Source organism: Arenimonas maotaiensis, assembly GCF_014638745.1.
In the GTDB taxonomy this organism is placed as follows: domain Bacteria; phylum Pseudomonadota; class Gammaproteobacteria; order Xanthomonadales; family Xanthomonadaceae; genus Arenimonas; species Arenimonas maotaiensis.
This window is the reverse complement of record NZ_BMFO01000001.1, coordinates 632,194-657,999: the sequence shown is the minus strand read 5'-3', so window position 1 is coordinate 657,999 and position 25,806 is coordinate 632,194. Positions and strand designations below refer to the sequence as shown.

27 protein-coding genes and 2 riboswitches are annotated in these 25,806 nt (G+C 67.0%); of the genes, 9 read left to right on the top strand and 18 right to left on the bottom strand.

All coding sequences use genetic code 11. The annotated features are described in order from the left end of the window. Nucleotides 1-25 precede the first annotated feature (25 nt). The gene (locus IEV56_RS03210; protein ID WP_188447652.1) at nt 26-1,147 is read left to right on the top strand and encodes a carboxylate-amine ligase; all 1,122 of its coding nucleotides are present in this window, start codon (nt 26-28) and stop codon (nt 1,145-1,147) included. Nucleotides 1,148-1,165: 18 nt separating this feature from the next. On the opposite strand, the gene mscL is transcribed toward IEV56_RS03210, so the two are convergent. The 3 genes from mscL to IEV56_RS03195 are packed head-to-tail and all read right to left on the bottom strand — an operon-like array spanning nt 1,166 to nt 2,623. Continuing rightward, the gene (gene mscL / locus IEV56_RS03205; RefSeq protein ID WP_229730150.1) at nt 1,166-1,591 is read right to left on the bottom strand and encodes a large-conductance mechanosensitive channel protein MscL; all 426 of its coding nucleotides are present in this window, start codon (nt 1,589-1,591) and stop codon (nt 1,166-1,168) included. A gap of 24 nt (nt 1,592-1,615) precedes the next feature. Beyond that, on the bottom strand, nt 1,616-2,305 hold the full coding sequence (locus IEV56_RS03200; protein WP_188447650.1) for a fumarylacetoacetate hydrolase family protein: 690 nt from the start codon (nt 2,303-2,305) through the stop codon (nt 1,616-1,618). A gap of 54 nt (nt 2,306-2,359) precedes the next feature. Next, on the bottom strand, nt 2,360-2,623 hold the full coding sequence (locus tag IEV56_RS03195; RefSeq protein WP_188447648.1) for a hypothetical protein: 264 nt from the start codon (nt 2,621-2,623) through the stop codon (nt 2,360-2,362). Nucleotides 2,624-2,653: 30 nt separating this feature from the next. Here IEV56_RS03195 and IEV56_RS03190 point away from each other — a divergent pair, with 30 nt between their 5' ends. Further along, nucleotides 2,654-3,025, top strand: a complete 372-nt coding sequence (locus tag IEV56_RS03190) for a Rieske (2Fe-2S) protein (RefSeq protein WP_188447646.1) — start codon at nt 2,654-2,656, stop codon at nt 3,023-3,025. Here IEV56_RS03190 and IEV56_RS03185 read toward each other — a convergent pair. The 4 genes from IEV56_RS03185 to thiS are packed head-to-tail and all read right to left on the bottom strand — an operon-like array spanning nt 3,009 to nt 6,601. Next, entirely contained in the window at nt 3,009-4,847 is a 1,839-nt protein-coding gene (locus tag IEV56_RS03185; protein WP_188447644.1) for an SLC13 family permease, read from the bottom strand. The two genes, IEV56_RS03190 and IEV56_RS03185, sit on opposite strands and share 17 nt — an antisense overlap. Nucleotides 4,848-4,862: 15 nt before the next feature. Next, nucleotides 4,863-5,567, bottom strand: a complete 705-nt coding sequence (gene trmB, locus IEV56_RS03180; RefSeq protein ID WP_188447642.1) for a tRNA (guanosine(46)-N7)-methyltransferase TrmB — start codon at nt 5,565-5,567, stop codon at nt 4,863-4,865. After that, on the bottom strand, nt 5,567-6,361 hold the full coding sequence (locus IEV56_RS03175) for a thiazole synthase (protein WP_188447640.1): 795 nt from the start codon (nt 6,359-6,361) through the stop codon (nt 5,567-5,569). The genes trmB and IEV56_RS03175 overlap by 1 nt, the downstream gene beginning before the upstream one ends. Nucleotides 6,362-6,400: 39 nt before the next feature. Then, complete coding sequence (gene thiS / locus IEV56_RS03170) at nt 6,401-6,601, bottom strand: sulfur carrier protein ThiS (RefSeq protein ID WP_188447638.1); 201 nt, start codon at nt 6,599-6,601, stop codon at nt 6,401-6,403. Here thiS and IEV56_RS03165 point away from each other — a divergent pair. The 4 genes from IEV56_RS03165 (at nt 6,569) to IEV56_RS03150 (ending at nt 10,151) form a co-directional block, all read left to right on the top strand. Further along, nucleotides 6,569-7,534, top strand: a complete 966-nt coding sequence (locus IEV56_RS03165) for an ATP-grasp domain-containing protein (RefSeq protein WP_188447636.1) — start codon at nt 6,569-6,571, stop codon at nt 7,532-7,534. The two genes, thiS and IEV56_RS03165, sit on opposite strands and share 33 nt — an antisense overlap. A 204-nt stretch (nt 7,535-7,738) precedes the next feature. Next, nucleotides 7,739-8,194: a hypothetical protein gene (locus IEV56_RS03160; RefSeq protein ID WP_188447634.1), complete on the top strand. Its 456-nt coding sequence runs from the start codon at nt 7,739-7,741 to the stop codon at nt 8,192-8,194. Nucleotides 8,195-8,209: 15 nt separating this feature from the next. After that, entirely contained in the window at nt 8,210-8,896 is a 687-nt protein-coding gene (locus IEV56_RS03155) for a response regulator transcription factor (protein ID WP_188447632.1), read from the top strand. Continuing rightward, nucleotides 8,880-10,151 carry a sensor histidine kinase gene (locus IEV56_RS03150; protein WP_188447630.1) on the top strand — a complete coding sequence of 424 codons (1,272 nt, stop codon included), beginning with the start codon at nt 8,880-8,882 and terminating at the stop codon, nt 10,149-10,151. The genes IEV56_RS03155 and IEV56_RS03150 overlap by 17 nt, the downstream gene beginning before the upstream one ends. Nucleotide 10,152: 1 nt before the next feature. On the opposite strand, the gene IEV56_RS03145 is transcribed toward IEV56_RS03150, so the two are convergent. From IEV56_RS03145 to IEV56_RS03095, 11 genes are all read right to left on the bottom strand, one after another. After that, nucleotides 10,153-10,731, bottom strand: a complete 579-nt coding sequence (locus IEV56_RS03145) for a hypothetical protein (protein ID WP_188447627.1) — start codon at nt 10,729-10,731, stop codon at nt 10,153-10,155. A gap of 20 nt (nt 10,732-10,751) precedes the next feature. After that, nucleotides 10,752-11,573 (bottom strand): methylenetetrahydrofolate reductase [NAD(P)H], encoded by an 822-nt coding sequence (gene metF, locus IEV56_RS03140; RefSeq protein WP_188447625.1) that lies wholly within the window; start codon nt 11,571-11,573, stop codon nt 10,752-10,754. A 57-nt stretch (nt 11,574-11,630) separates the two neighbouring features. After that, nucleotides 11,631-13,052 carry an adenosylhomocysteinase gene (ahcY, locus tag IEV56_RS03135; protein WP_188447623.1) on the bottom strand — a complete coding sequence of 474 codons (1,422 nt, stop codon included), beginning with the start codon at nt 13,050-13,052 and terminating at the stop codon, nt 11,631-11,633. A gap of 20 nt (nt 13,053-13,072) precedes the next feature. Then, nucleotides 13,073-13,157: riboswitch (S-adenosyl-L-homocysteine riboswitch) on the bottom strand. An 83-nt stretch (nt 13,158-13,240) separates the two neighbouring features. Continuing rightward, nucleotides 13,241-14,452 (bottom strand): methionine adenosyltransferase, encoded by a 1,212-nt coding sequence (gene metK, locus IEV56_RS03130; protein ID WP_188447621.1) that lies wholly within the window; start codon nt 14,450-14,452, stop codon nt 13,241-13,243. A 146-nt stretch (nt 14,453-14,598) separates the two neighbouring features. Then, nucleotides 14,599-17,466 (bottom strand): aminomethyl-transferring glycine dehydrogenase, encoded by a 2,868-nt coding sequence (gene gcvP, locus IEV56_RS03125; protein WP_188447619.1) that lies wholly within the window; start codon nt 17,464-17,466, stop codon nt 14,599-14,601. Between the two features lie 121 nt (nt 17,467-17,587). Then, nucleotides 17,588-17,675: riboswitch (glycine riboswitch) on the bottom strand. Between the two features lie 22 nt (nt 17,676-17,697). Further along, the gene (gene dusB / locus IEV56_RS03120; protein WP_188447617.1) at nt 17,698-18,681 is read right to left on the bottom strand and encodes a tRNA dihydrouridine synthase DusB; all 984 of its coding nucleotides are present in this window, start codon (nt 18,679-18,681) and stop codon (nt 17,698-17,700) included. Between the two features lie 3 nt (nt 18,682-18,684). Further along, entirely contained in the window at nt 18,685-19,605 is a 921-nt protein-coding gene (locus IEV56_RS03115) for a ribokinase (protein ID WP_188447615.1), read from the bottom strand. A 1-nt stretch (nt 19,606) separates the two neighbouring features. Then, the gene (locus tag IEV56_RS03110; RefSeq protein WP_188447613.1) at nt 19,607-20,935 is read right to left on the bottom strand and encodes a NupC/NupG family nucleoside CNT transporter; all 1,329 of its coding nucleotides are present in this window, start codon (nt 20,933-20,935) and stop codon (nt 19,607-19,609) included. A 134-nt stretch (nt 20,936-21,069) separates the two neighbouring features. Continuing rightward, a complete protein-coding gene (locus IEV56_RS03105) occupies nt 21,070-22,104 on the bottom strand; it encodes a PDZ domain-containing protein (protein ID WP_188447611.1) in 1,035 nt (344 codons plus the stop codon). Nucleotides 22,105-22,136: 32 nt separating this feature from the next. Then, nucleotides 22,137-22,631: a hypothetical protein gene (locus tag IEV56_RS03100; RefSeq protein WP_188447609.1), complete on the bottom strand. Its 495-nt coding sequence runs from the start codon at nt 22,629-22,631 to the stop codon at nt 22,137-22,139. Then, nucleotides 22,628-23,200: an RNA polymerase sigma factor gene (locus IEV56_RS03095; RefSeq protein ID WP_229730148.1), complete on the bottom strand. Its 573-nt coding sequence runs from the start codon at nt 23,198-23,200 to the stop codon at nt 22,628-22,630. The genes IEV56_RS03100 and IEV56_RS03095 overlap by 4 nt, the downstream gene beginning before the upstream one ends. Before the next feature lie 106 nt (nt 23,201-23,306). Between IEV56_RS03095 and IEV56_RS03090 the strand changes: the two genes are divergently transcribed. From IEV56_RS03090 to gcvT, 3 genes are read left to right on the top strand one after another with little or no spacing between them, the layout of a single operon-like run. Next, nucleotides 23,307-24,233 (top strand): SPFH domain-containing protein, encoded by a 927-nt coding sequence (locus IEV56_RS03090; protein ID WP_188447607.1) that lies wholly within the window; start codon nt 23,307-23,309, stop codon nt 24,231-24,233. Beyond that, nucleotides 24,230-24,661: an NfeD family protein gene (locus tag IEV56_RS03085; RefSeq protein ID WP_188447605.1), complete on the top strand. Its 432-nt coding sequence runs from the start codon at nt 24,230-24,232 to the stop codon at nt 24,659-24,661. Before IEV56_RS03090 ends, IEV56_RS03085 begins: the two co-directional genes overlap by 4 nt. 50 nt (nt 24,662-24,711) lie before the next feature. Then, complete coding sequence (gcvT, locus tag IEV56_RS03080) at nt 24,712-25,797, top strand: glycine cleavage system aminomethyltransferase GcvT (RefSeq protein WP_188447603.1); 1,086 nt, start codon at nt 24,712-24,714, stop codon at nt 25,795-25,797. Nucleotides 25,798-25,806: the final 9 nt, after the last annotated feature.

Below are 25,806 nucleotides of genomic sequence, written 5' to 3'. Positions count from 1 at the left end.
CTCCCGCAGCGATCCCCGGACAGCAATGGAATTTCCCTACCGATTCGGCATAGAAGAGGAGTTCTTCCTCACCGACCGCGCCACCCGGCGCATCATCAGCAAGGCGCCCGGCGGCTTTTTCCGCGATTGCCGCGGCCGCTTCGGCGACGGCGTCTCGCACGAACTCCTGCAGAGCCAGGTCGAGCTGGTGTCACCGGTGTTGGACAGTCAGCAGGACGGCCGCGAGCATCTGCGCCGGTCGCGCGCGACATTGGCGGATGTCGCCGCCCGCCACGGCATGGCGGTGTTGGCCGCCGGCACGCACCCGATGGCGTCCTGGCGCGCCCAACGGGCAACCGGAAAACCCCGGTATCTCGACCTGATGGACGATTTCCAGATCGTCGCACAGCGCAACCTGCTGTGCGGCCTGCACGTGCACGTCGGCCTGCCGGAGGGCATCGACCGCATCGATGTGATGAACCGCCTGATGCATTGGCTTCCGCTGCTGTTGGCGCTCAGTGCATCGTCGCCGTTCTGGGCGCGCCAGGCCTCGGGCCTGATGAGTTACCGGCAGGCGGCCTACGACGAATGGCCGCGGACGGGTATTCCCGATTATTTCCCGAACGAGCGCAGCTATCGGGCCTTCGTCGATTTCTTCGTGCAGAGCGGGGCCTTCAAGAGCGAGGCCTCGATCTGGTGGGCGATCCGTCCGTCAGGTCGGTATCCGACGCTGGAATTGCGCATCGCCGACGCCTGCCCGGACATCGAGACGGTGTTGTGCGTCGCCGGGCTGTTCCGCGCGATGGTGCGGCATGTCGCCGAGAACGACGCCCACGGTCTGAAGCGCAACGAGATGACGCGTCTGGTCAACGAGGAGAACCGCTGGCGCGCCAAACGCTACGGTACCGAGGCCACCTTGATCGACCAGGAAGGGCGCCGGGTGATGACCGTCGCCGAATCGCTCGATGCGTTGGAGCGGCTGGTGGCGCCGTCAGCCGATGCCTTGGGTTGCCTGCCGGCCTTTGACCGCGCGCGCGCCATCGTCCGTGACGGCGGCTCCGCTTTGCAGCAGATGCGCCTGTACGCGGATCGGCTGGCGTCCGGCGACACCCGCCATGGCGCCCTGGTGGCGGTGACCGACATGTTGTTGGCGCAGACCGCCGGCTGAGGCGGTTCCCGTCCGCCGTCAGCGCTTGGACAGCAGGTCGCGGATTTCGGCCAACAGCTTCGCTTCCGCGCTCGGCTCGGCCGGTGCGGGCGCCGGCGGCGCGGCCTGCTCCTGACGGCGCAGGCGGTTGATGGCCTTGACCGCGAAGAAGATGACCAATGCGATCAGGGTGAAGTCGATCACCGACTGGATGAAGCTGCCGTAGTTGAGCAGCAACGCCGGCACGGTTTCCTTGCCTTCGGCGTCGAGCACCGCGGTCCGCAGCGTGACCGACAGGCTCTTGAAGTCGGCGCTGCCGGTGAACAGCGAGATCACCGGCGTGATCAGGTCGTTGACCAGCGAGCTGACGATCTTGCCGAACGCGCCGCCGATGACCACGCCGACCGCCAGGTCGACGACGTTGCCGCGCAATGCGAATTCCTTGAACTCCGATATCATGCCCATGTGACGCTCCTCGGTGACGGTTGCTTAGATGATGCGGCCGGTGTAGGCGGTGATGCCGTCCAGTTCGGCCTCGATGCGGTCGCCGCGCCGCAGCGCGGCCACGCCGGATGGCGTGCCCATGAAAATCAGGTCGCCCGGCCGCAGGCGGTACAGACCGGACAGCGCGACCAGGATGTCGGTGACCGAAAAGATCATGTCGCCCAGCGGCGCCTGTTGGCGTAGCTCGCCGTTGACGTGCAGACGCAGCACGGTAGCGGCATCCGGCGCGATTTCGTCGGCGGGCACCAATTCGCCGAGCGGCGCCGAGGCGTCGAAGCCCTTGGCGGTGTCCCACGGCAGACGCTTGTCCTTGGCCTCGGCCTGCAGGTCGCGGCGGGTCAGGTCCAACCCGACGGCATAGGCGAAGATGGCGCGTCCGGCGTTATCGGCGGTGAGCGTATCCGGCACGTCGGGACCGATCGCGACCACCAGTTCGACTTCGTGGTGCAGGTCGGCGGTCGCGCCCGGATAGGGAATGTCGGCCGATTGCAGCGCGGCGTCGGCCGGCTTCATGAAGAACACCGGCTTGCCCTTCGGGGCCTCGGCGCCCATCTCCTTGGCGTGCTCGGCGAAGTTGCGGCCTACGCAATAGATGCGGTGCACCGGAAAGCGCTCGGCGCGGCCGCGGATGGCGAGCGTGGTCTGTGGCTGGGGCGGAAAGGCGAAAGCGGTCATGGCGTCGTGTTCGGTAAAACGCCAGTGTAACGGCAGCGCCGCGAAATTTCGAGGTTAGCGCAGCAGTCCGGCCGGGGACTTGTCGACCACGGCGTACTCGGCGTCGATCACGTCGCCGGCGGCGGCCGGACGGGCGGTCTTGCGGCCGATCAGCCGCAGCAACGCGCCGGCAATCAGCATGGCCACGCCCACCACGATGGCGAATACGCACACGCCGAACAGCAGGAACAGGCCGAGTACCGAGAACGCCATCTTCAGCAGCGGGTTCTTGGGTTTTTGCGGACGGGCCGACAGCAGGCGGTGGAATAGGATGCGCATGGGTGTGCTATAAAGCGACGGAGAGACAGTATGCCGAGGCCGATGGTGGAAAGTGTAAATTGTTCGTTAATAGCGCCGGAGGCGCTTGTCGAGCGACAGCCGATCAGCATCAAGTTGTTGATTGACAATGAAGAAGTCGCCGTCATCGCGGTGAAGACGGAGGGTGCGGTGCATGTCTACCGCAACCAGTGCCCGCATCAGGGCCGGTTGCTGGATTTCGCGCCCGGCCGCGTGCTGGCCAAGGACGATGCGTTGGTCTGTGCGGCGCACGGCGCGGTATTCGCGATGGCCGATGGCCGCTGCCTGCAGGGGCCGTGCCGCGGCGAATCCTTGGCCGAATACGCGCTCGAGCCGCAGGCCGACGGACGCCTGTCGATCGCGGGACTCAAAACATCAGGTTGACCGACAGTACCGAGACCAGCAGATACAGCAGGGTGATCGGCAGGCCGTTGCGCCAGAGTTCGCCGGCGCGGTAACCGGCCGGGCCGGTGATCATCGAGATCACCGGATTGGAGTGGCTGATGAAGTTGTTGGAGGCGCACAACGCGGCCAGGAACGCGTAGGCCATCGGGCTGCCGTCGGCGGCCAGCGCGATGTTGACCGCCATCGGCACCATCACCACGGTGGCGCCGACGTTGCCGATGACCAGCGCCAGGCAGGTGGTGAACAGCGCCAAGCAGGTCTGGATCAGCCAGTCCGGCACGCCGTCGCCCAGCCGTTCGATGGTCTGCTGCGCCAGCCAGTTGGCGGCGCCGGTCGAATCCATGGCGATGCCGAGCGGAATCAGGCAGGCCATGGTGAACACCGTCTTCCAGCTGACCGAGGCGTAAGCCTCGTCCATGTTCAGCACGCCGGTGACCACCATCGCCACCGCGCCGGCCATCAGCGCCACCGGCAACGGCACCAGCGTGGACAGCGCCAGCAGCATGCTGATGGCGAAGATTCCGAGCGCCACGCGCAGCTTGTGTGGCCGCTGCTCGTCCTTCGGGAAGTCGGTGATGACCACGAAATCGCGGTTGCCGCCGGCCTGGCTCAGGTCGGTCCAGTTCGAATGGAACACCAGGATGTCGCCGGAGCGGATCGGCAGGTTGCGGATGTTGCGGCGCAGGATCTGCTTGTCGCGGTTGATCGCCAGCAGGCTGATGCCGAAACGCTTGCGCAGGCGCAGTTCGGCCTGGGTGCGGCCGACGAACGGCGAGTTGGTCGGGATCACCGCCTCGGAAATGCCGGAGTGCGCCGGATTGAACAGGTCGCCCAGCACGCGCAGGCGCTGCGAGAATTTCAGCTGCTTGGCGCGCGCGTAGGCCTGAACGAACTCCTGGCTGCCCATCACGCCGATCACGCTACCGACCCACAGGCGCTCGTCGGCGGGCGGCGCCATGCGCGATTCGTTGCCGGCGAACAGCGCCAGGAACAGCGGCGCGCCGACCTCGGCCTCGGCGTCGCCCACGCTCATGCCGACCAGCGGGCTGCCGGCGGTCACGGTCAGCTCGAACACGTCGCCGTCGATGCCGTAGGCGTCGGCGAAATAGCGTTCCGGCGTGGCCGGACTGACGTTGCTGCCGGCGGTTTCGGAAAACCACAGGTACTTGCGGAAGCGGAAGTACAGCAGGCCGATGCCGAGCAGCAGCAGGCCGATCGGCAGCGGCTGGAACATCGGCAGTTTTTCCAGCGTGGCCACGCCCGAGGGCAGGTTGCTGTTGGCCGACTGCAGCAGGTCGTTCAAGAGCATCAGCGGCGAGTTGCCGATCATGGTCAGCTGGCCGCCGAGCACGATGGCGGCCGCGATCGGGAACAGCAGTTGGCCCAGGCCCAGGCCGGTGCGGCTGGACAGGCGCGAGGCCACCGGCAGGAACAGCGAGGTCACCGCCGGATTCTGCATGAAGCCGGACATGCCGCCGGCGAAGGCCGAGGTCAGCAGCAGCAGGCGCTGCTCGACGCCCTTGGCGCGCCGCAGCAGCCAGCCGGCCAGTCGGTTCAGCGCGCCGGTGCGGTCCAAGCTGGTGCTCAGGATCATCGAGGCGATCACGCTGATCACCGCGTCGCCGGCGAAGCCCTTGAACAGCTCCTGTTCGGACACGATGCCGGTGAAGCCGAGCATCACCAGCACCACCAGCGAGGCGGCGTCGGCGCGGATGCGCTCGAACATCAGCATCGCGATGATGAAGCCGGTCAGGCCCAACACGATCATCATGTCTTGTGTCAGGACCAACGGGCTGTGCATGCGGCGGTCAGGCTCCTAGGTGCGGATGTACAGCAGGTCCCAGACGCCGTGGCCGAGTTTCAGGCCGCGGCTTTCGAAGTGCGTCTGCCGGCGCCAGGGCGGACGGGCGCGGAAACCGCCCGGGCCGTCGGCGTTCGACAGCATCGGTTCATTGTCACAGACTTCCCACATATGCTCAACATAGCCGCGCCAGTCGGTGGCCAGGTGCAGCAGGCCGCCGGGCCTGAGCTTGCGGCAGAGCAGGGCGACGAACTCGGGCTGCACCAGACGGCGCTTGTGGTGACGCTTCTTGTGCCAGGGGTCGGGGAAGTAGATCCGTACTTCCGACAGCGAGCCGTCCGGGATTTCCTCGCGCAGCACTTCGACGGCGTCATGCCGGTACACGCGCACGTTGCCGAAGCCGGCCTGGGCGATGCCGTTCAGCGCACGGCCGACGCCCGGCGAATGCACTTCGATGCCGATGAAGTTGCGCTGCGGTTCGTGTGCGGCCGCGTACAGCAGCTGCTCGCCGTTGCCGAAGCCGATTTCCACCACCAAGTCGCCGGCATGCGGGAACAGCGCGGCCGGGTCGATTGGCTTGCCGGTGTAGTCGACGCCGTACACCGGCCAGTGCAGTTCGAACGCGCGCTTCTGCGATTCGGTGGCGCGGCCCTGGCGCAACACGAAGCTGCGGATGCTCCGGTCGCGCGCGGGTCCTGGCGTGCTGTCGTCCTGGGTCATCAGAAGAACAGGCCGTCGAGCGGCGAGGAGGCGTTGGCGTAGCGGCGCTTGGGCATGCGGCCGGCCAGGAACGCCTCGCGGCCGGCTTCGACCGCCTTGCGCATGGCCGAGGCCATCAGAATCGGATCCTTCGCGGCGGCGATGGCGGTGTTCATCAACACGCCGTCGCAGCCCAGCTCCATGGCGATGGCGGCATCCGACGCGGTGCCCACGCCGGCATCGACCAGCACCGGCACCTTGGCGTTCTCGATGATCTCCAACAGGCTCCATTTGTTCTGGATACCCAAGCCCGAGCCGATCGGCGCCGCCAGCGGCATCACCGCCACGCAGCCGATCTCCTCCAGGCGTTTGGCCACGATCGGGTCGTCCGAGGTGTACACCATCACGTCGAAGCCGTCGGCGACCAGACGCTCGGCCGCGATCAGGGTTTCGGTCACATGCGGATACAGCGTCTTCGGGTCGCCCAACACCTCGAGCTTCACCAGCCGGTGGCCGTCCAGCAGCTCGCGCGCCAACTGGCAGGTGCGCACGGCGTCGTCGGCGGTGTAGCAGCCGGCGGTGTTCGGCAGCAGGGTGAACTCGTCCGGCGGCAGGTACTCGAGCAGGTTCGGTTCGCCTTTGTTCTGGCCGAGGTTGGTGCGGCGCAGGGCCACGGTCACGATTTCGGCGCCGGCGGCGAGGGTGGCCTCGCGGGTCTGGGCGAAATCGGCGAATTTGCCGGTGCCGGTGAGCAGGCGGGAACGGTAGGTCCTGCCGGCGATGACCAGCGGGTCGTGCGGAGTCGGAATCGTCATGGCGGTATTATCGCCGGAAACGCGCGGCCGCGTCAGCCCTCAGCCGCCGCCCATGGCCTGGATGATTTCGACACGGTCGCCGGCCTGCAGGCGGTGCTCCGCATGCCGGCTCTTCGGCACGATGCTGCGGTTCACTTCCACCGCCAAGCGCTGTTGCGACAGGCCGAGGGCATCGACCAGCGCGGCCACGCTCAGTCCGTCGTCGACTTGGCGGATTTCGCCATTGAGATACAATTCCATGCCGCTCATTTTAACGCCATTGCGCCTTGCGCGCGGATACCGAATGCCGTGAAGCTTGCCGTCCTGTCGCGCCAGCCGGCGCTGTATGCCAACCGCCGTCTGCAACAGGCCGCGGCGGCGCGTGGCGCGGCGTTGGTAATCGCCGATCCATTGCACGCCGATGCCGATGATGCCTGCTTCGAAGGCGTCGATGCGGTCATTCCGCGCTTCACGCCCCGCTGGCAGGCGGCCGGCGGCCGCTTGCTGGCCGGGTTGGCGGCGCGCGGTCTGGTGTCCGTGAACGGCGCGCCGGCGCTTGCCTTGGCGCGTGACCGCGTCCGCAGCACGGCCCGCTTCTTGGGCGCCGGATTGCCCATCCCTGAAACACGGCGTCCGGACGGCATGCCGGATGCCGCCTGGCTGGCCGCCTTGCCGTTCGGTTTTCCGATGGTGTTGAAGCGCGATGACAGCGCGCAGGGCGACGGCGTCCTGTTGTTGCCGGATGCCGCGACGGCACTGGCGCGGATGGCCGAACTGGCCTGCAAGGGTGTGGGATTCCAGCTGCAGGAATACATCGCCGAAGCCGCCGGCAGCGATCTGCGGCTGTTCGTGCTCGGCGGCGAGGTTATCGCCGCGATGCGCCGGATCGCGGCGCCGGGTGAGTTCCGCGCCAATGTCCATCTCGGTGCCCGCGCCGAGGCCTACGCGCCGTCCAAGGATGAAACGACCTTGGCGATCAAGGCGGTCGCGGCCTTGGGCTTGGATTTGGGCGGAGTCGACATTCTGCGCACCGGCCACGGCCCGTTGCTGTTGGAGGTGAATGCCTGCCCCGGATTCGAGGCCTTGGAGGCGGCTACCGGCTGCGATATCGCCGGTAAGCTGTTGGATTTTCTGGCCTCTCGAATTTTGCCCCAAAATGGTGCTTCGGATAACCAAAACATCAGGGGAAATTAACGAAATGTTAATGTATCCGGCGCTAGCCTTACCCGACCATTTCTTCGGTTTGCGCGCCTCGTCAGCAACCAACCGGTTATGGTAATCGGAGCTTCAAGCCCTGGCCCGGCAAGCGTGCGAACGCTTGCCGGGTTTTTTGATTTCCACCGTGACCGAGAACGGTGTTAAGCTCGTCGGACGGGAAAAATATTTATGGAAAAATTTATGATCATGAAGATTAGCCAATCCATCGCCTTCTCCTTGGTTCTGTTCGCATCGAATGCGGCATTCGCCGGATCCGACCTGGACAAGCAGGCTTATCAAATTTCCGCCTTCGGCCAACCGATCGCCAGCCAAGTCGATATCGTCAAGCAGAAAATCGCTCAAATCGAATATGTCGAGCTGTCCAATCAGGATCGGGTCAAGCTCAATGATGATTTGGACAGCCTTGTCGACGGAGGACTTTCGGAGGCGGAACGGAACGAGGTTATCGGCCGTGTGAATGCCATGCTCTCGAAATCCTTCGCCGACAGCAAGTTGGTTTGCACCTTCGAAAAGCCGATGGGCTCGAATCAGCGCGTCCGCGCGTGCATGACCCAAGCTGCCAAACGTCGCGCATACGACAAGACCCAGCTTGATATGGTCAATCGCCGCAACTCCGATTTGCAGCGCATCAACTGACCGGGCCGGGGGACTATGCGCCTTCTGGTCATCGAAGACAACCGCGACATCGCCGCCAACCTCGGGGATTACCTCGAGGACCGCGGCCACACCGTCGATTACGCCGCCGACGGCGTGACCGGCCTGCATCTGGCGGTGGTCAACGACTTCGACGCCATCGTGCTCGACCTGAACCTGCCCGGCATCGACGGCATCGAGGTCTGCCGCAAGCTGCGCCAGGAAGGCCGCAAGCAGACGCCGGTGCTGATGCTGACCGCGCGCGATTCGCTGGACAGCAAGCTGGCCGGTTTCGAATCCGGCGCCGACGACTATCTGGTCAAGCCGTTCGCCCTGCAGGAGGTGGAAGCCCGCCTGCAGGTGCTGGCCCGCCGCACCAAGGCCAACGTGCCGCGCACGCTGGCCATCGCCGACCTCGAGTTCAACCTCGACACCCTCGAGGTGCGCCGTGCCGGCGAGTCGATCCAACTCAATCCGACCGCGCTGAAGATCCTGCAGGCGCTGATGGAGGCCTCGCCCTCGGTGGTGACCCGCAACGAGCTGGAAACCCGCGTTTGGGGCGAGGAGCTGCCGGATTCCGACAGCCTGCGCGTGCACATCCACGGCCTGCGCGCCGCCATCGACAAGCCCTTCGGCAAGGCCCTGATCCAGACCCGACACGGCATCGGCTACCGGATCGTCGATACCGATGCAGTACCGGCGTAGACTCCGAACCCGGATCATCTTCTCGTTCTTCCTGCTCGGTTTCGGGCTGACGGCGCTGTTCGCCGCGTCTTCCATCTACCTGCGCTCGAAGCTCGAAGGGCAATTGATCGAAAGCACCCTGCAACGCGAAGTCGACAACTTCGTGCAGCAGGTGCGCGACAACCCGCAGGGCACCGCCACCTTCTCGATGCTCTCGGCCAAGATCTGGAGCACGCGCAACGCCTACAAGATGCCGCTGGCGTTGCAGAACCTGAAGACCGGGGTGTACGACATCGAGGAGGTCGACAGCAACGGCCGCCTGCACCGCTACAAATACGCCATCCGGCGCGACGCCGACCTGGTCAGCTATGTGCGCTATGACGTCACCAGTGCCAGCCTGAGCGAGCAGCGCATGCTGCTGCTGGTGGCGGGCGCGATCGCGGTGTTCTCCCTGTTGGCCTGGTTGATCGGCATCTGGTCGTCCTCGCGGGTGATCTCGCCGGTTCTGGAATTAGCCCGCCGGCTACGCCAGATGGTGGGCAAGGAGAACACCCAGCAGTTGGCGCCGCTGTTCCCCAACGACGAGGTCGGCCAGCTGGCGGCCGCGCTCGACGACTACGCCGCGCGCATGACCCAGATCGTACGCCGCGACCGCGAGTTCAACGCCGACGTCAGCCACGAGCTGCGCACGCCGTTGGCGGTCATCCGCGGCGCCACCGAGCTGCTGCTGGCCAATCCCGACATCACCGACAAGATGCGCCAGCGCCTGCTGCGCATCGACCGCGCCGCGCTGCAGTGCACCGACCTGACCACGGCGCTGTTGATGCTGTCGCGCAACGAGCGCGGCATGGGCAGCTGCGACATCAGCCGGCTGGTGCGGCAGTTGGCCGAGGCCAACCGCGCGCATCTGGCCAGGAAGCCGGTCGAGATCTTCGTCGAGGGCCTGGACGGCGTCGTCATCGAAGCGCCCGAGGCGGTGCTGTCGGTCGCCATCGGCAACCTGCTCGGCAACGCCTGCAAGTACACGGTCGAGGGCGAGGTGCGTTGCCGCGTCGAAACCGACCGGGTGCTGATCGAGGACACCGGCCCGGGTCTCAGCACCGAAGACGCCGAGCGCCTGTTCGAGCGCGGCTACCGCGGTTCGAGCGTCGGCAACACCACCGGCGGCGGTATCGGTCTGTCGATCGTGCGCCGGCTGTGCGAACTGTACGGTTGGAATGTCAGCATCGCGCCGCGCGAACAGGGCGGCGCGGTGGCGGTGCTGCAGTTCCACTGAATCAGTAGCGGATCCACCAGCACTCGAAATGGCGTTGCAGACGGAATGCCGTGCTCGCGGTGCCTGCGCCGCCGTCTTCGCGGTAGCTCACCACTTTCAATGCCGCCGGCATGCGCGGTCGGGATTCCGATGGCGGATCCGGATCTTCCTCCGGGAGAGCGTCGGCTGCCGGCGCTCCGGTATCCTCGTATGTCAGCTGTATATCCAGCACCGGTGTGCGCGCCAGCCGTTCGAGCCGGATCATCAGCGCCTCGGCCTGCGCGCTAGAGACGCCGGCCCAATGATAGCTCTCGGCCAGCGCGTTGACGTCGCGCGCGTCGAGCGCGGCGCGCACCGCCCATTGCAGCTGTTCCGGACTGCGGCTGCAGGCCGGCGGAGGCGGGACGGCGGGAGTGCGGGTACGTGCGGCCGGCGTCTGCGCAACCGGCTGTTCGGCGGACTTTTCGGACTGCTCGCCGCCGCACAGCGCGTCGGTGTACACCACACTGCCGTCCTGTTGCAGGCAGACGCGCACGTCCTGCGCGGGCGCCTCGCCGGCATGCGGCAGCAACAGCAACAAGAACGTGAGACGCCGGATCATACCGGCACTGTAGCGCAGCTTCAGCCCAAGCGCGAGAGCACCGCGGCGGTCGGCCGCGCCATGTTCAGCGTGTAGAAGTGCAGCTCTTCCGCGCCGCCGGCCAACAGGCGGCGGCACAGGTCGGCCACGCAGTCGGCGGCGAAGGCGCGTACCGACTCGACGTCATCGCCGTAGGCCAGCATGCGCTGCGCCATCCAGCGCGGGATCTCGGCGCCGCACAGCTGGGAGAAGCGCCGGATCTGCGAGAAGTTCGAGATCGGCATGATGCCCGGGATGATCGGGATGTCGATGCCCTGCCGGCGAGCGTCGTCGACGAAACGGAAGTAGGCGTCGGCGTTGTAGAAGTACTGGGTGATCGCCGAAGTGGCGCCGAGCCTGACCTTCTCGCCGAAGCGGGCGATGTCGCCGAACGCGTCCTCGGCCTGCGGGTGGAATTCCGGATAGCAGGCCACGGTGACGTCGAAGGCGTCGCCGAACTCGGCGCGGATGAAGCCGACCAGTTCCGAGGCGAAGTGCATGTCGCCGGCGCGCGCCATGCCGGACGGCAGATCGCCGCGCAACGCCACCACCCGCCGGCAGCCCTGGGCCTTGTAGCCCTCGAGCAGGGCGCGCAGCTCGGCGCGGGTGCCGCCCATGCAGCTCAGGTGCGGTACCGCGTGCAACCCGTGCGCGTCGGCCAGATGGCGCACGGTCTCGCCGGTGTAGCTCAGCGTGGAGCCGCCGGCGCCGAAGGTGACCGAGGCGAACAGCGGTTGGTGCGCCTTCAGCTGCGCCACCGTGCGGTCGAGCTGGGCGCGCTGCTCGTCGGTTTTCGGCGGGAAGAATTCGTAGGAGATTTTCATGGCGGTTCCGGACGGCGGAAACGGAAAGGGCGCTCGCGCGCCCTTTCCGGTGAGGCATCAGTAGCGGTAGTGTTCGGGCTTGTACGGGCCTTCGACCGGCACGCCGAGATAAGCGGCCTGTTCCGGGCTCAGGGTGGTCAGCTTGACGCCGATCTTCTCCAGATGCAGGCGCGCCACTTCCTCGTCCAGCTTCTTGGGCAGGATGTAGACCTTCGGCTCGTACACGTCCTTGTTGGCCCACAGGTCGATCTGGGCCAGAGTCTGGTTGGCGAACGAGTTCGACATCACGAAGCTCGGGTGACCGGTGGCGCAGCCCAGGTTGACCAAGCGGCCCTCGGCCAGCAGGAAGATGCTGTTGCCGTTCGGGAAGGTGTACTTGTCGACCTGCGGCTTGATGTTGAGCTTGACCGCATCGGAGGCGTTCAGGCGGTCGACCTGGATTTCGTTGTCGAAGTGGCCGATGTTGCAGACGATGGCCTGGTCCTTCATCTGCTGCATGTGCTCGAGGGTCAGCACGTCCTTGTTGCCGGTGGTGGTGACGTAGATGTCGCCGCGGCCCAAGGTGTTCTCGACGGTGTTGACCTCGAAGCCTTCCATCGCGGCCTGCAGGGCGTTGATCGGATCGATCTCGGTGACCACCACGCGGCAGCCGTAGGCGCGCAGCGAGTGCGCCGAGCCCTTGCCGACGTCGCCGTAACCGCAGACCACGGCCACCTTGCCGGCCAGCATCACGTCCATCGCGCGCTTCAGGCCGTCGGCCAGCGATTCGCGGCAGCCGTACAGGTTGTCGAACTTGGACTTGGTGACCGAGTCGTTGACGTTGATCGCCGGCACGCGCAGGGAGCCGGCCTCCAGCATCTGGTACAGGCGGTGCACGCCGGTGGTGGTCTCTTCGGACACGCCGCGCCAATCCTGCATCACGGCGGCCCAGAAGCCCGGACGCTCGACGGCGGTGCGCTTCAGCAGGTTCTTGATGACCTGCTCCTCATGCGAGCCCGACGGGGTATTGACCCAGTCCGAGCCCTGTTCCATCTCGTAGCCCTTGTGCAGCAGCAGGGTCACGTCGCCGCCGTCGTCGACCACCAGCTGCGGGCCCTTGCCGGCCGGGAAACTGACCGCGTCGAGGGTGCAGTCCCAGTACTCTTCCAGGGTTTCGCCCTTCCAGGCGAACACCGGCGTGCCGGAGGCGGCGATGGCGGCGGCCGCGTGGTCCTGGGTCGAGAAGATGTTGCAGGACGCCCAGCGCACGTCGGCGCCCAGGTCCTTCAGGGTCTCGATCAGCACGGCGGTCTGGATGGTCATGTGCAGCGAGCCGGTCACGCGCACGCCCTTCAGCGGCTTGGCGGCGGCGTATTTCTGGCGGATCGCCATCAGGCCCGGCATTTCCTGCTCGGCGATGTCGATTTCCTTGCGGCCCCAATCGGCCAGGGCGATGTCGGCGACTTTGTAATCGTGTTTCAGGTTCACAACGGCGTTCATGTACGCTCCTCGAGGTTCAAAGTGAGCGGGCGCGGTTGCGGTGACGACGTCCATCGAGCCTGTGCTTCCGCGGCGTGCGCGGCGCTTGCAGCGCCCCTCGATGGGGTGTGGTGGAATGCGGCCATGATGGCGGCCGACCCCGTAATTCTACGTGAAAGCGGGGCGGATTTCTCCGCCCCGTTTCCCGCTTACTTCAGCTTGGCGGCCTTGCGCAGCGCCTCGGCCACGTCGGTCTTTTCCCAACTGAAGGCGGTGGCGGTGTGGCTCTTGCCGTGGCCGTCCACATAGCTCACGTCCTGCGGCTTGCGGCCGAAGTGGCCGTAGCTGGCGGTGCGCTGGTAGATCGGGTGCAGCAGGTCGAGCATCTTGGTGATGCCGTACGGGCGCAGGTCGAAGTGGCCGCGGATCAGCTTCTCGATCTGCGCGTCCGGGATCTTGCCGGTGCCGAAGGTGGTGACCGAGATCGAGGTCGGTTCGGCCACGCCGATGGCGTAGCTGACCTGCACTTCGCAGCGGTCGGCCAGGCCGGCCGCGACCACGTTCTTGGCCACGTAGCGCGCGGCGTAGGCGGCCGAGCGGTCGACCTTGGACGGATCCTTGCCGGAGAACGCGCCGCCGCCGTGGCGGGCCCAGCCGCCGTAGGTGTCGACGATGATCTTGCGGCCGGTCAGGCCGCAGTCGCCGACCGGGCCGCCGATGATGAACTTGCCGGTCGGGTTGATGTGGTACTTGGTGCCCTTGTGCAGCAGCTTGGCCGGCAGCACCGGCTTCAGGATCTCCTCGCGCACGGCTTCGATCAGGTCCTTCTGCTTGATGCCCGGGTCGTGCTGGGTCGACAGCACCACGGCGTCGATGGCCACGGCCTTGTCGCCCTCATAGCGCAGGGTGACCTGGCTCTTGGCGTCCGGGCGCAGCCAGGGCAGCGGCGAGTTCTTCTTCTTGCGGACCTTGGCCTGCTGCTCGACCAGACGGTGCGACAGGTGGATGGCGGCCGGCATGAAGCTGTCGGTCTCGTTGGTGGCGTAGCCGAACATCAGGCCCTGGTCGCCCGCGCCCTGTTCTTCCGGCTTCTTGCGGTCGACGCCCTGGTTGATGTCGGGCGACTGCTTGCCGATCATGTTGATGATGGCGCAGGTGTGGCCGTCGAAGCCGACGTTCGAGTTGTCGTAGCCGATGTCGTTGATGACCTTGCGGGTCAGCTCCTCGATGTCGACCCAGGCGGTGGTGGTGATCTCGCCGGCGACGATGGCGGCACCGGTCTTGACCAGGGTCTCGCAGGCGACGCGGGCGTACTTGTCCTGCGCCAGGATGGCGTCGAGGACGGCGTCGGAGATCTGGTCGGCGATCTTGTCCGGGTGGCCTTCGGAAACCGACTCGGAAGTGAAGAGGTAGCTGCTCATCGAGGAATATATCCTTTAATCAAGATGGAAAGATACAACTTAAGGTGCGCATAGCATACAACCAAATGCAGAACCCCGCACCCCTTTTTTGGGGCGCGGGGTTCGGTTTCCGTTCAGGCGGCGCGGCGCTACCGCCCGCCGGTGACTCAGGCGGCGCTGTCGCGGTATTCCTCCGGCGAGGGGCACAGGCACATCAGGTTGCGGTCGCCGTAGACGTTGTCGACGCGGTTGACCGGGCACCAGTACTTGTCTTCGCGGCGGATGCCGGCCGGGAACACGGCTTCCTCGCGTGAATACGGCCGGTTCCACTCGGCGTCGGCCAGGTCGTGCACGGTGTGCGGCGCGTGCCGGAGCGGGCTGTGTTCGACCGCGAAGCGGCCGGCCTCGACCTCGGCGATTTCGCGGCGGATGGCGATCATCGCCTCGCAGAAGCGGTCGAGCTCCACCAGCGCCTCGGATTCGGTCGGCTCGATCATCAGCGTGCCGGGCACAGGGAAGCTCATGGTCGGGGCGTGGAAGCCGTAGTCGATCAGGCGCTTGGCGATGTCGTCGACCGTGACGCCGGCGCCGTCCTTCAGCGGCCGCGGGTCGACGATGCACTCGTGCGCGACCCGGCCGTTGTGGTTGCGGTACAGCACCGGGAAGTGCGGTTGCAGGCGCTCGGCGATGTAGTTGGCCGACAGGATGGCCACTTCCGTGGCGCGCTTCAGGCCGTCGCCGCCCATCATCAGGATGTAGGCGTAGCTGATCGGCAGGATCGAGGCCGAGCCGAACGGCGCGGCGCTGACCGGGCCGACCGGTGCGGTGCCGCCGTCCAGCGCCGGGTGGCCGGGCAGGAACGGCGCCAGATGCGCCTTGACGCCGATCGGGCCCATGCCGGGACCGCCGCCGCCATGCGGGATGCAGAAGGTCTTGTGCAGGTTCAGGTGCGAGACGTCGGCGCCGAATTCGCCCGGACGCGACAGGCCGACCTGCGCGTTCATGTTGGCGCCGTCCATGTACACTTGGCCGCCGTAGCGATGGGTGATGTCGCAGATCTCGCGGATGCGTTCTTCGAACACGCCGTGCGTGGACGGGTAGGTGACCATCAGCGCGGCCAGGTTGGCGCCGTGCTTCTCGGCCTTGGCGCGCAGGTCGTCGACGTCGACGTTGCCGTCCTTGTCGCAGTCCACCACCACCACGTCCATGCCCACCATCTGCGCCGAGGCCGGATTGGTGCCGTGCGCCGAGGATGGAATCAGGCAGATGTTGCGGTGGCCTTCGCCGCGGGCGGCGTGGTAGCCGCGGATCGCCAGCAGACCGGCGTATTCGCCCTGCGCGCCGGAGTTCGGCTGCAGGCTGACCGCGTCGTAGCCGGTGATCTCCACCAGCCAGCGCTGCAGGTCGTCGAACAGCGCGCGGTAGCCTTCGGCCTGTTCGGGCGGGCAGAACGGATGCAGGTTGCCGAATTCCGGCCAGGTGACCGGAATCATCTCGGCGGTGGCGTTGAGCTTCATGGTGCAGGAGCCGAGCGGGATCATCGCGCGGTCCAGCGCCAGGTCGCGGTCGGCCAGCTTGCGCAGGTAGCGCAGCAGTTCGGTTTCCGAATGGTGCTCCTGGAAGATCGGATGCTTCAGGCACGGCGTGGCGCGCAGCAACTCCTGCGGCAGGGCGTCGGCCGCCGGCTGCACGTCAGCGTAGGCCAGCTGGCCGCCGAACGCGCGCCAGACCGCTTCGACCACAGCCGGCGTGGTGGTTTCATCCAGCGAGATGCCCAGTGCGCCGTCGCCGACCAGGCGGAAGTTGATCTTCTCGGCCACGGCGTGCGCCACGATGGCGTCGCGCTGAGCGCCCACGTCCACGGTCACGGTGTCGAAGAAGCGGCCGTCGCGCGGGGTGAAGCCGAGTTGTGCCAGACCGGCGGCCAGCACCCGGGTGCGCTGATGCACGTCGGCGGCGATGGCGCGCAGGCCGGCCGGACCGTGGTACACCGCGTACATCGAGGCCATCACCGCCAGCAGCACCTGCGCGGTGCAGATGTTGGAGGTCGCCTTCTCGCGGCGGATGTGCTGTTCGCGGGTCTGCAGGGTGAGCCGGTAGGCCGGTTTGCCGCGGGCGTCGATCGAGACGCCGATCAGCCGGCCCGGAATGTTGCGTTTGATCGCGTCGCGCACCGCCATGTAGGCCGCGTGCGGGCCGCCGTAACCCATCGGCACGCCGAAGCGCTGGGTGCTGCCGATGGCGATGTCGGCGCCGAGTTTGCCTGGCGGGGTCAGCAGGCACAGCGCCAGCGGATCGGCCGCGACCACGCTGATCGCGCCGGCGGCCTTCAGCGCCGCGATCGGCGCGCGCAGGTCGCGCACCGCACCGTGGGTGCCGGGGTACTGCAACACCGCGCCGAACACGGCGTCGGCCCGCAGTTCGGTTTCCGGATCGCCGACCACGACATTCCAGCCCAGCGGCTCGGCGCGCATCTTCACCACCGCGATGGTCTGCGGATGGCATTCGGCGTCGACGAAGAAGGTCTTGGATTTGGATTTGGACACGCGTTCGGCCACGGCCATGGCTTCGGCGGCGGCGGTGCCTTCATCCAGCAGCGAGGCGTTGGCGATGTCCAGCCCGGTCAGCTCGCAGATCATGGTCTGGTAGTTCAGCAGCGCTTCCAGGCGGCCTTGCGAGATCTCCGGCTGGTAGGGCGTGTACGCGGTGTACCAGGCCGGATTTTCCAGGATGTTGCGCAGGATCACCAACGGCGTGTGCGTGCCGTAATAGCCTTGGCCGATCAGCGAGGTGAACACGGTGTTGCGCGCGGCCAAGGCGCGCAGGCGTTCCAGCGCCTCCACTTCCGAGCAGGCCGCGCCCATGCTGGTCAGCGGGCCGGGCGTGCGGATGTCGGCGGGCAGGGTTTCGGCCATCAGCGCGTCGAGGCTGTCGGCGCCGACGGTCTTGAGCATGGCGGCGATTTCCTCGGGCGAGGGGCCGATGTGGCGGGAGGCGAAATCGCGGGGAGCGGAAGCGGAATGCAGGCTGGTCATGGCGGGTCTCGGGCGCGGCGGAAGCCGGGCCTTGCCTGCCCGGCGGCGGCGCCCCCTCTGTCTGTTCGCCTGAGAACGTTATCCCTTCGGCAGGTGCGTCGGCACCGTTTTTCAGAGTGTTGGACGCCGTACGGTCCTTTGGCCTGAGAGTTTCCGGGGCGGTTGCTCCTTCGGCGCTGGGCGGTTCCAGTCTCTCCCGCACGGCATCGGGATTATACCACCCGCCGGGCCTTAGGCCGCTGCCGCCCGCTCCGCCAACCCGCCGAAGTAGTCCTCGGTGATCGCGACCTGCTCGGCGGCGGTTTCGGCCCGGTTGACCCGGGCCCGGAAGTCGGCGGCATCGGCCTGCTCGGCGCTGTACCAGCCCAGGTGCTTGCGGGCGATGCGCACGCCTTGCGGCTCGCCGTAGAATTCGTGCAGCTGCCGCAGATGGCCGAGCAGGGTCTCGGCGATGAAGGCGACCGGCGGCTCCGGCAGCAGTTCGCCGGTTTCCAGGTAATGCCCGATCTGCCGGAAGATCCAGGGCCGGCCTTGGGCGGCACGGCCGACCATCACCGCGTCGGCGCCGGTGTAGTCGAGTACGGCCTTGGCCTTGCGCGGGTCGTTGATGTCGCCGTTGGCCACCACCGGAATCGACAGCGCCTGCTTGACCGCGCGGATGGTGTCGTATTCGGCGCTGCCGGTGTAGAAGTCCTGCCGGGTGCGGCCGTGCACGGCCAGCGACCGGATGCCGCAGTCCTGCGCCAGGCGGCCGATGGCCACCGCGTTGCGCGTCTCCGGACTCCAGCCGGTGCGGATCTTGAGCGTGACCGGTACGTCGACCGCGCTTACCACCGCACTCAGGATGTCGGCCACCAGTCGTTCATCGCGCATCAGCGCCGAACCGGCCAGCACGTTGCAGATCTTCTTGGCCGGGCAACCCATGTTGATGTCGATGATCTGCGCGCCGTGGTCGACGTTGAAGCGCGCGGCGTCGGCCAACTGCTTGGGATCGGTGCCGGCGATCTGAACCGACACCGGCTCGGGTTCGCCGCGGTGATCCATGCGGTGCACGGATTTGTTGGTGCGCCAGAAGCGCGGGTCGGAGATGGTCATCTCCGAAACGCATAACCCGGCGCCCATGCGCTTGCACAGGATGCGGAACGGCTTGTCGGTGACGCCGGCCATCGGCGCCAGCATCAGCGTCGGCGTGATCGCGTGCGGCCCGATATGCATGGTTCAGCCGAAGCGGGCGCGGATGTCGGCGCGGGTCGGCATCGCCAGCGCCGCGCCCGGGCGCTCCACCTTGCAGGACGCGGCCCGGACTGCGAACGCGCAGGCGTCGGGCAACGCCGCGCCGTGCGCCAATTCGGCCGCCAAGGCGCCGTTGAAGCAGTCGCCGGCGCCGGTGCTGTCGCGCACGGCGACCTGCGGCGCAGGGAAGTGGTGGAAACCGGACGGCATGCTCAGCAAGGCGCCGTGGTTGCCGAGCGTGATGACGGTATCGGGGCAGGGCAGGCGGCGCGCCAACGCATGCAGGTCGTCGTGCGCCATTCCGGCCACGGTGTCGGCGTCGACGTGTTCGCCCAGACCCTGCAACAGGGCGGCGAACTCGCTTTCATTCGGGCTCAGGATGTCGGCCAACGCGTGCAGCTCGGCGGCTCCCGGCAGGGCCGGCGCCGGATTGACCAGACAGCGCACATCGGCGGCCTTGGCGATGCGCAGGGCCGCCAGCGCGGCCTCCAGGCCGATTTCCTGCTGCACCAGCAGCAGGCGCGCGGCGCGGATGGCGTCGGCCTGCGCCTCGATGTGCGCGGGCGACAGCCGCAGGTTGGCCGCCAAGTCGACCAGTATGCGGTTCTGGCCGGCATCGTCCAACCAGATGGCAGCGTTGCCGGTGGCCGAGCCGGCGACGCACTGCCAGGCGCAGTCGAGTTCCTCGCGCGCGGCCAACGCGCGGGCGGCATCGGCCAGCGTGTCGTCGCCGAGCGCGGCGACGAATAGGGTCGGACAGCCCAGCCGGTGCGCGGCCATGGCTTGGTTGAAGCCCTTGCCGCCCGGGCCTTGGGAAAAACGACCGGTGCGGGTTTCACCGGCTTCCGGGCAACGTGGCGTGCGCCAAACCAGATCCTGGTTGTAGGAGCCCGCCACGACGATCATCTCAGGCTCCGAGCTGCAGCAGCACGCCCGCGATGGTGGCGGTCATCAGGGTGGCGATCGAGCCGCCGAGCACCGCGCGCAGGCCGAAGCGGGCCAGGTCGGAACGGCGTTCCGGCGCCAGCGAACCGATGCCGCCGATCTGGATGGCGATCGAGGCGAAGTTGGCGAAGCCGCACAGCGCGTAGGTCAGGATCAGGCGCGAGTGTTCGCTGATCGCGCCGGCGCCGTCGCCGATCGGGGTCTGCGCCAGCTGCAGATAGGCGATGAATTCGTTCAGCACGATCTTCTGGCCGATCAGGCCGCCGGCGATGACCGCGTCGTTCCATTCGATGCCGATGACCCAGGCGATCGGCGCCAGCAGGTAGCCCAGGATCAGGCCGAGGTTGAGCTTGACCGGCGCGGCGGCGGCGGCGGCGCCTTCGTTCAGAATCATGTTGATGCTCTGGTAGCCGGACAGGTGCAGGTCGCCGAACCAGCCGATCACGGCGTTCAGCATGGCGATCAGCGCCACGAACGCCAGCAGCATGGCGGCGATGTTGATGGCCAGCTTCATGCCGTCGGAGGCGCCGGCGGCGGCGGCGTCGATCACGTTCTTGCTTTCCTTCTCCACATGCACGCTGACCTTGCCGCGGGTCAGCGGCTCGCCGGTTTCCGGAATCAGGATCTTGGCGATCAGCAGGGTCGCCGGCGCGGCCATGATCGAGGCCGCCAGAAAGTGCTTGGCGTACATCTGCTGCATCGCCGGGTCGGTGCCGGCCAGCATGCCGATGTAGATCGCCATCACGCCGCCGGCGATGTGCGCCATGCCGCCGATCATCATGGTCAGCAGCTCGGAGTCGGTCATCTTATTGATGTAGGGACGCACGGTCAGCGGCGCCTCGGTCTGGCCGATGAACACGCTGGCGCACACCGAAGTGGTCTCGGCGCCGGATACGCGCATGATCCTGGTGATCGCCATCGCCATGATCTTCACCACCCACTGCATCACGCCGAAGTGGTACAGCACCGCCATGAACGAAGCGAAGAAGATCACCGTCGGCAGGGCGTGGAAGATGAACACGAAGCCGTATTTGTCCTGGTCGGCCATGCCGCCGAGGATCATCTTCGAGCCTTCGTTGGTGAAGCCGATCAGGGTCACGAACAGCTGGCCCAGGCTTTCGAAGATGGCGCTGCCCCAGCTGGTCAGCAGCACGAAGGCGGCGAACAGCACCTGCAGCACCACGCCGGTCGCCACCAGCTTCCAATCGACGGCGCGTTTGTTGCTGGAGAACAGGAAGGCGAGGGCCAGCAGGCAGGCCAAGCCGAACAGGCCGAAAAGCACATGACTCATGGGGAGGGAATCCGGTGTGAATATCCGTCAAAGGGTAGTCTACGGCGGCGTTCTGGGCAAGCGAGGCCGTGCGCCGGAAACGGAAAAACCCGGCAATTGCCGGGTTTTTCGTTGGTGTTGCGGTCGTCCGTTGATTACAGGAAGCGCAGGGTTTCCGGTTCCAACATCGCCGTCCGCGGTGGCGCAGGGGGAGCCGGCGGTGCGGGCGGTGCGGGCGGCACCGGCCGGTTGAAGGCGCGCGCCTTCGGCACGGTCACGGTCACGCGCTGGGCCTTGCGGTCGCGCAGGATGTCGAGCGTGACCTTGCTGCCCTCGTCCTTGCCGCGCATGGCCTGCAGCACCTCGCGGGCGTTGCCGACCGCCTTGCCGTCGACCTTGACGATCACGTCGCCGGCCTGCAGCTGCGGGAACTCCGCCTTCGGGCTGAGCACCAGCACGCCGGCGGACGCGCCGAAGTAGCGGCCCAGCTGCGGATTGATCTCGGCCATGTTCAGGCCATGCCAGCGCGTGGCGAGGGCGAAGCCGCGCTCGCCGCGGCCGCCATGGTCCATGCCGCGGCGTTCGCGGTTGATCACCATCTGCGGCGCGATGGCGGCGGCCTTCAGGCTGGCCGTGGCGTTCTTGCCGGCGCGGCGGTAGCCGATGTTCACCGCTTGGCCTTCCTTCAGGCCGGCCAGCGCGGCGCGGGTCTGCGCCACGTCCGACACCGCCTTGCCGTTGACCGCGGTGATCACGTCGCCGGCCTGCAGTCCGGCGTCCTTGGCCGGGCCGCTGGGCGAGACCGCGGCGAGTTTGGCGCCCTTGCCGTCCGCTTCCGGCGCCAGCACCACGCCGATACCGACCTGCGCCACGCCGGCGCGCCGCATCTCGATGCGCTTACGCATCTCGCCCGGTTCGCGCGGCGCCATCATGCCTTTGCCGTCGGGCGCGGTGCGGACCACGCGGCGCTCCACGGTCTTGCCGTCGGCGCTGCGTTCGATGAGGGTGATGTGCACGCCGGAGTCCGGCCCCAGCTTCTTCGAGAGTTCTTCGATGCGTTTGGTCAGGGTTTCGATTTCGGCGCGGGCCGCTTTCTGCTCTTCGGGGCTGGCGGCGGTCTGCGCGGCGGCGGAGCCGGCGATCAGGCCGGAGGCCAGAATCAGGGGAATCAGATGTCGTTTGGCGTTCATGGGCGTACTCCTGGGGTGGAATCGGGGATGAATCAGTCGGTGCTGGCCAAGGCCAGGTCGAAACTCTGGCCGCGGGCGTTGTAGTCGGCGTTGTCGCGGTTCAGCCGGATGCCTTGGTCGAGCAGTTCGATGCGTTGCCGCCAGAGGGCCTCGGCCCGTGCGGTTGCGGGTTGCGTGCCGAGTTCGGTGTCGATGGCAGCCAGCTGCTCTTCCAGGTTCAGGTTGGCGGCGATCACGCTGGCGCTGGAGATGGCGTCGTCCTGCTGGGCGTAAAACGCCGATTCCAACTGCGCCGAGCGCGCCATCAGCGGTTCGAGCGCGCCGGCCGGCGTGCCGGTCGCCGGCGGTTGGCCGGTGAATTGGAACAAGACCGCCAGCAGCACGGCCGCGGCCGCGGCGGCCGCCGGCCATGTCGGCCACGCGGGGCGTTTCGGCAACTGCGCCTGCACCGCCGGCCAGGCGCTGTGCGGCGGGGCCTCCAGCGGCAGCCTGCGCAGGGCGGATGAGAGTTCGATGGTTTCGGTCATATGCGGGTTCCTGCGGGGATGTCGATGGCCAGCGATTCGCGCAGCTTGCGGGTGCCGCGGGCCAGTTGCGATTTGGAGAACGAGACGGTCTTGCCCATCTGTCCGGCGATTTCCTCGTGGGTGAAGCCTTCCGCGTGGTAAAGCCACAGCACCGAGCGGGTCACCGGCGGCAGCGTTCGCAGCGCGTCCAGCAGCTGTCCGGCCTCGGCCGCGCGCAAAGGCAGCAGCGTCGCGGTGTCGGGCAGCTCGGCCTCGTACACGTCGTCTTCCTTGAAGCCTTTGGCCGAGCGGCGCAGGCGCATCAGCGCCTCGTTCACCGCGATCTGCCGCAGCCAGCCCCAGAACGGCGAATGGCCCTTGAAGTCGCCGATGCGGGTCATCGCCTTGAGCATCGCGTCCTGCAGCACGTCCTGGGCCTCCGAGGGCTGACCGCACAGGCGCAACGCCAAGGTGTACACCGGCCGCTCGAACCGGCGGTAGATCTGTTCGAAGGCCGTGCCGTCGCCGCGCTTGGCGCGCTGGATCAGGCTGTCGGGCACCTCGATGGCGAAGTTGGACGGATGGCTCACAGTCACTAGGATGTCCGGCGGGCGGAAAGGGTCGCAGCCATGCTGAATGCTCCCGTAATCGGAATGCTCCCTATAATAGGTCGAACACTACCCCGAAGGTGCCGTCATGAATGTCCTGTATATCGCGTTGCTGTTCTTCACCCTCATGGTGCTGTACAAGGCCGTGCGCATGGTGCCCCAGGGCTTCCAGTGGACGGTCGAGACCTTCGGCAAATACACCAAGACGCTCGAGCCGGGCCTGCACATCCTGATTCCGATCATGCAGGACATCGGCCGCAAGGTGAACATGATGGAGCAGGTGCTCGACATCCCGTCGCAGGACGTCATCACCAAGGACAACGCCGTGGTCAAGGTCGACGGCGTGGTGTTCTTCCAGGTGCTCGACGCCGCCAAGGCCGCCTACGAGGTGTCTGACCTGCAACAGGCCACCATCGCCCTGGTGATGACCAACATCCGCACCGCCATCGGTTCGATGGACCTGGACGAATCGCTGTCCAAGCGCGACGAGATCAACGCCAAGCTGCTCAACGTGGTCGATCAGGCGACGCATCCCTGGGGCATCAAGGTCAACCGCATCGAACTCAAGGACATCCAGCCGCCGCGCGACCTGGTCGACGCCATGGCCCGGCAGATGAAGGCCGAACGCGAGAAGCGCGCCAACATCCTGGAGGCCGAAGGCCTGCGCCAGGCCGAAATCCTGCGCGCCGAAGGCGAGAAGCAGGGCGCCATCCTGCAGGCCGAGGGCAAGCGCGAGGCCGCGTTCCGCGAGGCCGAGGCGCGCGAACGCCTGGCCGAGGCCGAGGCCAAGGCCACGCAGCTGGTGTCGGACGCCATCTCCGCCGGCGACGTGCAGGCCATCAATTACTTCGTGGCGCAGAAATACGTGGAGGCGCTCGGCCAGTTCGCCAACTCGCCGAACCAGAAGCTGATGATCCTGCCGACCGAAGTGACCGGCGTGATGGGTTCGATCGCCGGCATCGCCGAGCTGGCCAAGGCCGGCCTCGAGCGCACGGCGCCGGATAAAGCCAAATGAGCCACGCCGCGATCTTCTGGGCGGTGCTGGCCCTGGTGCTGATCGGGCTGGAAACCGCGGCGCCGGGCATCCTGCTCCTGTGGTTCGGTTTCGCCGCCGCCGGCGTGTTCCTGCTGGTGCTCGGCTTCCATCTCTCCACTCCGGCGCAGATGATGCTGTTCGTGCTGCTGTCGTTCATTTCGGTCGCGGTGTACTGGAAATTCTTCCGCAAGGCCGGCGAGCAGACCGACCAGCCGCTGCTCAACCGCCGGCAGGAGCAGATGCTCGACCGGGTGTTCAGCCTGGAGTCGGCCATCGTCAACGGCGAAGGCCGGATCAAGGTCGGCGACGCGTTTTGGCAGGTTCAGGGCCCGGACCTGCCGCAGGGCACGCCGATACGCGTGGTCGGCGTCGAGGCCGGGGTGCTGCGGGTCACGCCTGCGGGCTGACGCGGCGCCTATGCGATAATACGGCTTTCCCGCGCACGCCCGAGACCCGTATGAACCAGAAGACGATTTATAACCAGACCCACCGCGACGCCGGCGCCAAGATGGTCGATTTCGGCGGTTGGGACATGCCGATCCATTACGGCTCCCAGATCGAGGAGCACCATGCCGTCCGCCGCGACGCCGGCATGTTCGATGTCTCGCACATGACCGTGGTCGACCTGCACGGCGATGGCGTCCGCGATTATCTGCGCCGGCTGCTGGCCAACTCGATCGACAAGCTGAAGGTCTCCGGCAAGGCCCTGTATTCCTGCATGCTGAACGAATCCGGCGGCGTCATCGACGATCTCATCGTGTATTACCTGGACGACCGCTTCTACCGCGTCGTGGTCAACGCCTCGACCCGTGACAAGGATTTGGCCTGGATGGCCAAGCAGGCCGAGGGCTTCGCGCTTACCCTGACCGAGCGCACGGACCTGGCCATGGTCGCGGTGCAGGGCCCGAACGCCCGCGCCAAGACGCTCGCCTTGCTGACGCCGGACGCCGCCGAACGCGCCGGCGCGCTCGGCAAGTTCGCCGCCTGCGAGGCGGACGGCCTGTTCGTGGCGCGCACCGGTTACACCGGCGAGGACGGCTTCGAGATCATGGTGCCGGAAAACCAGGCCGTCGCGTTCTGGAACCGCTTGGCCGACGCCGGCGTCCGTCCGTGCGGCCTGGGCGCGCGCGATACGCTGCGCCTGGAAGCGGGCATGGCCCTGTACGGCCAGGACATGGACGAGACGGTCACGCCGTACGAAGCCGGTTTGGCATGGACGGTGACCTTGGACGAAGGCCGCGGTTTCATCGGACGTGACGCGCTGGAAGCGCAGGCGGCCGCCGGCGACGCCCGGCAGATGATCGGCCTGGTGATGGACGAGAAAGGTGTGCTGCGCCACGGCCAGACGGTATTCGCCGCCTCCGGCCAGGGCGAGATCCTGTCGGGCACTTTCTCGCCCACGCTCGGCAAGTCGATCGCCTTGGCGCGCGTGCCGGCCGGCGATGTCGGCGCGGTCGAGGTCGACATCCGCGGCAAACGCCTGCCGCTGCGTGCGGTGAAGTACCCGTTCGTGCGCGACGGCAAGCCCCAGTCCGGCGTCTGAGTCAAGACT

Coding starts and splice junctions, on each gene's coding strand:
- IEV56_RS03085 (WP_188447605.1), top strand. CDS start 24,230: ATGAGCCACGCCGCGATCTTCTGGGCGGTGCTGGCCCTGGTGCTGATC.
- metK (WP_188447621.1), bottom strand. CDS start 14,452: ATGAGCAGCTACCTCTTCACTTCCGAGTCGGTTTCCGAAGGCCACCCG.
- IEV56_RS03195 (WP_188447648.1), bottom strand. CDS start 2,623: ATGCGCATCCTATTCCACCGCCTGCTGTCGGCCCGTCCGCAAAAACCC.
- IEV56_RS03090 (WP_188447607.1), top strand. CDS start 23,307: ATGAATGTCCTGTATATCGCGTTGCTGTTCTTCACCCTCATGGTGCTG.
- IEV56_RS03200 (WP_188447650.1), bottom strand. CDS start 2,305: ATGACCGCTTTCGCCTTTCCGCCCCAGCCACAGACCACGCTCGCCATC.
- IEV56_RS03160 (WP_188447634.1), top strand. CDS start 7,739: ATGATCATGAAGATTAGCCAATCCATCGCCTTCTCCTTGGTTCTGTTC.
- trmB (WP_188447642.1), bottom strand. CDS start 5,567: ATGACCCAGGACGACAGCACGCCAGGACCCGCGCGCGACCGGAGCATC.
- gcvP (WP_188447619.1), bottom strand. CDS start 17,466: ATGACCAGCCTGCATTCCGCTTCCGCTCCCCGCGATTTCGCCTCCCGC.
- dusB (WP_188447617.1), bottom strand. CDS start 18,681: ATGCATATCGGGCCGCACGCGATCACGCCGACGCTGATGCTGGCGCCG.
- IEV56_RS03175 (WP_188447640.1), bottom strand. CDS start 6,361: ATGACGATTCCGACTCCGCACGACCCGCTGGTCATCGCCGGCAGGACC.
- IEV56_RS03185 (WP_188447644.1), bottom strand. CDS start 4,847: ATGCACAGCCCGTTGGTCCTGACACAAGACATGATGATCGTGTTGGGC.
- IEV56_RS03110 (WP_188447613.1), bottom strand. CDS start 20,935: ATGAGTCATGTGCTTTTCGGCCTGTTCGGCTTGGCCTGCCTGCTGGCC.
- gcvT (WP_188447603.1), top strand. CDS start 24,712: ATGAACCAGAAGACGATTTATAACCAGACCCACCGCGACGCCGGCGCC.
- IEV56_RS03100 (WP_188447609.1), bottom strand. CDS start 22,631: ATGACCGAAACCATCGAACTCTCATCCGCCCTGCGCAGGCTGCCGCTG.
- IEV56_RS03190 (WP_188447646.1), top strand. CDS start 2,654: ATGCCGAGGCCGATGGTGGAAAGTGTAAATTGTTCGTTAATAGCGCCG.
- IEV56_RS03115 (WP_188447615.1), bottom strand. CDS start 19,605: ATGATCGTCGTGGCGGGCTCCTACAACCAGGATCTGGTTTGGCGCACG.
- IEV56_RS03155 (WP_188447632.1), top strand. CDS start 8,210: ATGCGCCTTCTGGTCATCGAAGACAACCGCGACATCGCCGCCAACCTC.
- ahcY (WP_188447623.1), bottom strand. CDS start 13,052: ATGAACGCCGTTGTGAACCTGAAACACGATTACAAAGTCGCCGACATC.
- thiS (WP_188447638.1), bottom strand. CDS start 6,601: ATGGAATTGTATCTCAATGGCGAAATCCGCCAAGTCGACGACGGACTG.
- IEV56_RS03150 (WP_188447630.1), top strand. CDS start 8,880: ATGCAGTACCGGCGTAGACTCCGAACCCGGATCATCTTCTCGTTCTTC.
- IEV56_RS03105 (WP_188447611.1), bottom strand. CDS start 22,104: ATGAACGCCAAACGACATCTGATTCCCCTGATTCTGGCCTCCGGCCTG.
- mscL (WP_229730150.1), bottom strand. CDS start 1,591: ATGGGCATGATATCGGAGTTCAAGGAATTCGCATTGCGCGGCAACGTC.
- IEV56_RS03210 (WP_188447652.1), top strand. CDS start 26: ATGGAATTTCCCTACCGATTCGGCATAGAAGAGGAGTTCTTCCTCACC.
- metF (WP_188447625.1), bottom strand. CDS start 11,573: ATGAAAATCTCCTACGAATTCTTCCCGCCGAAAACCGACGAGCAGCGC.
- IEV56_RS03145 (WP_188447627.1), bottom strand. CDS start 10,731: ATGATCCGGCGTCTCACGTTCTTGTTGCTGTTGCTGCCGCATGCCGGC.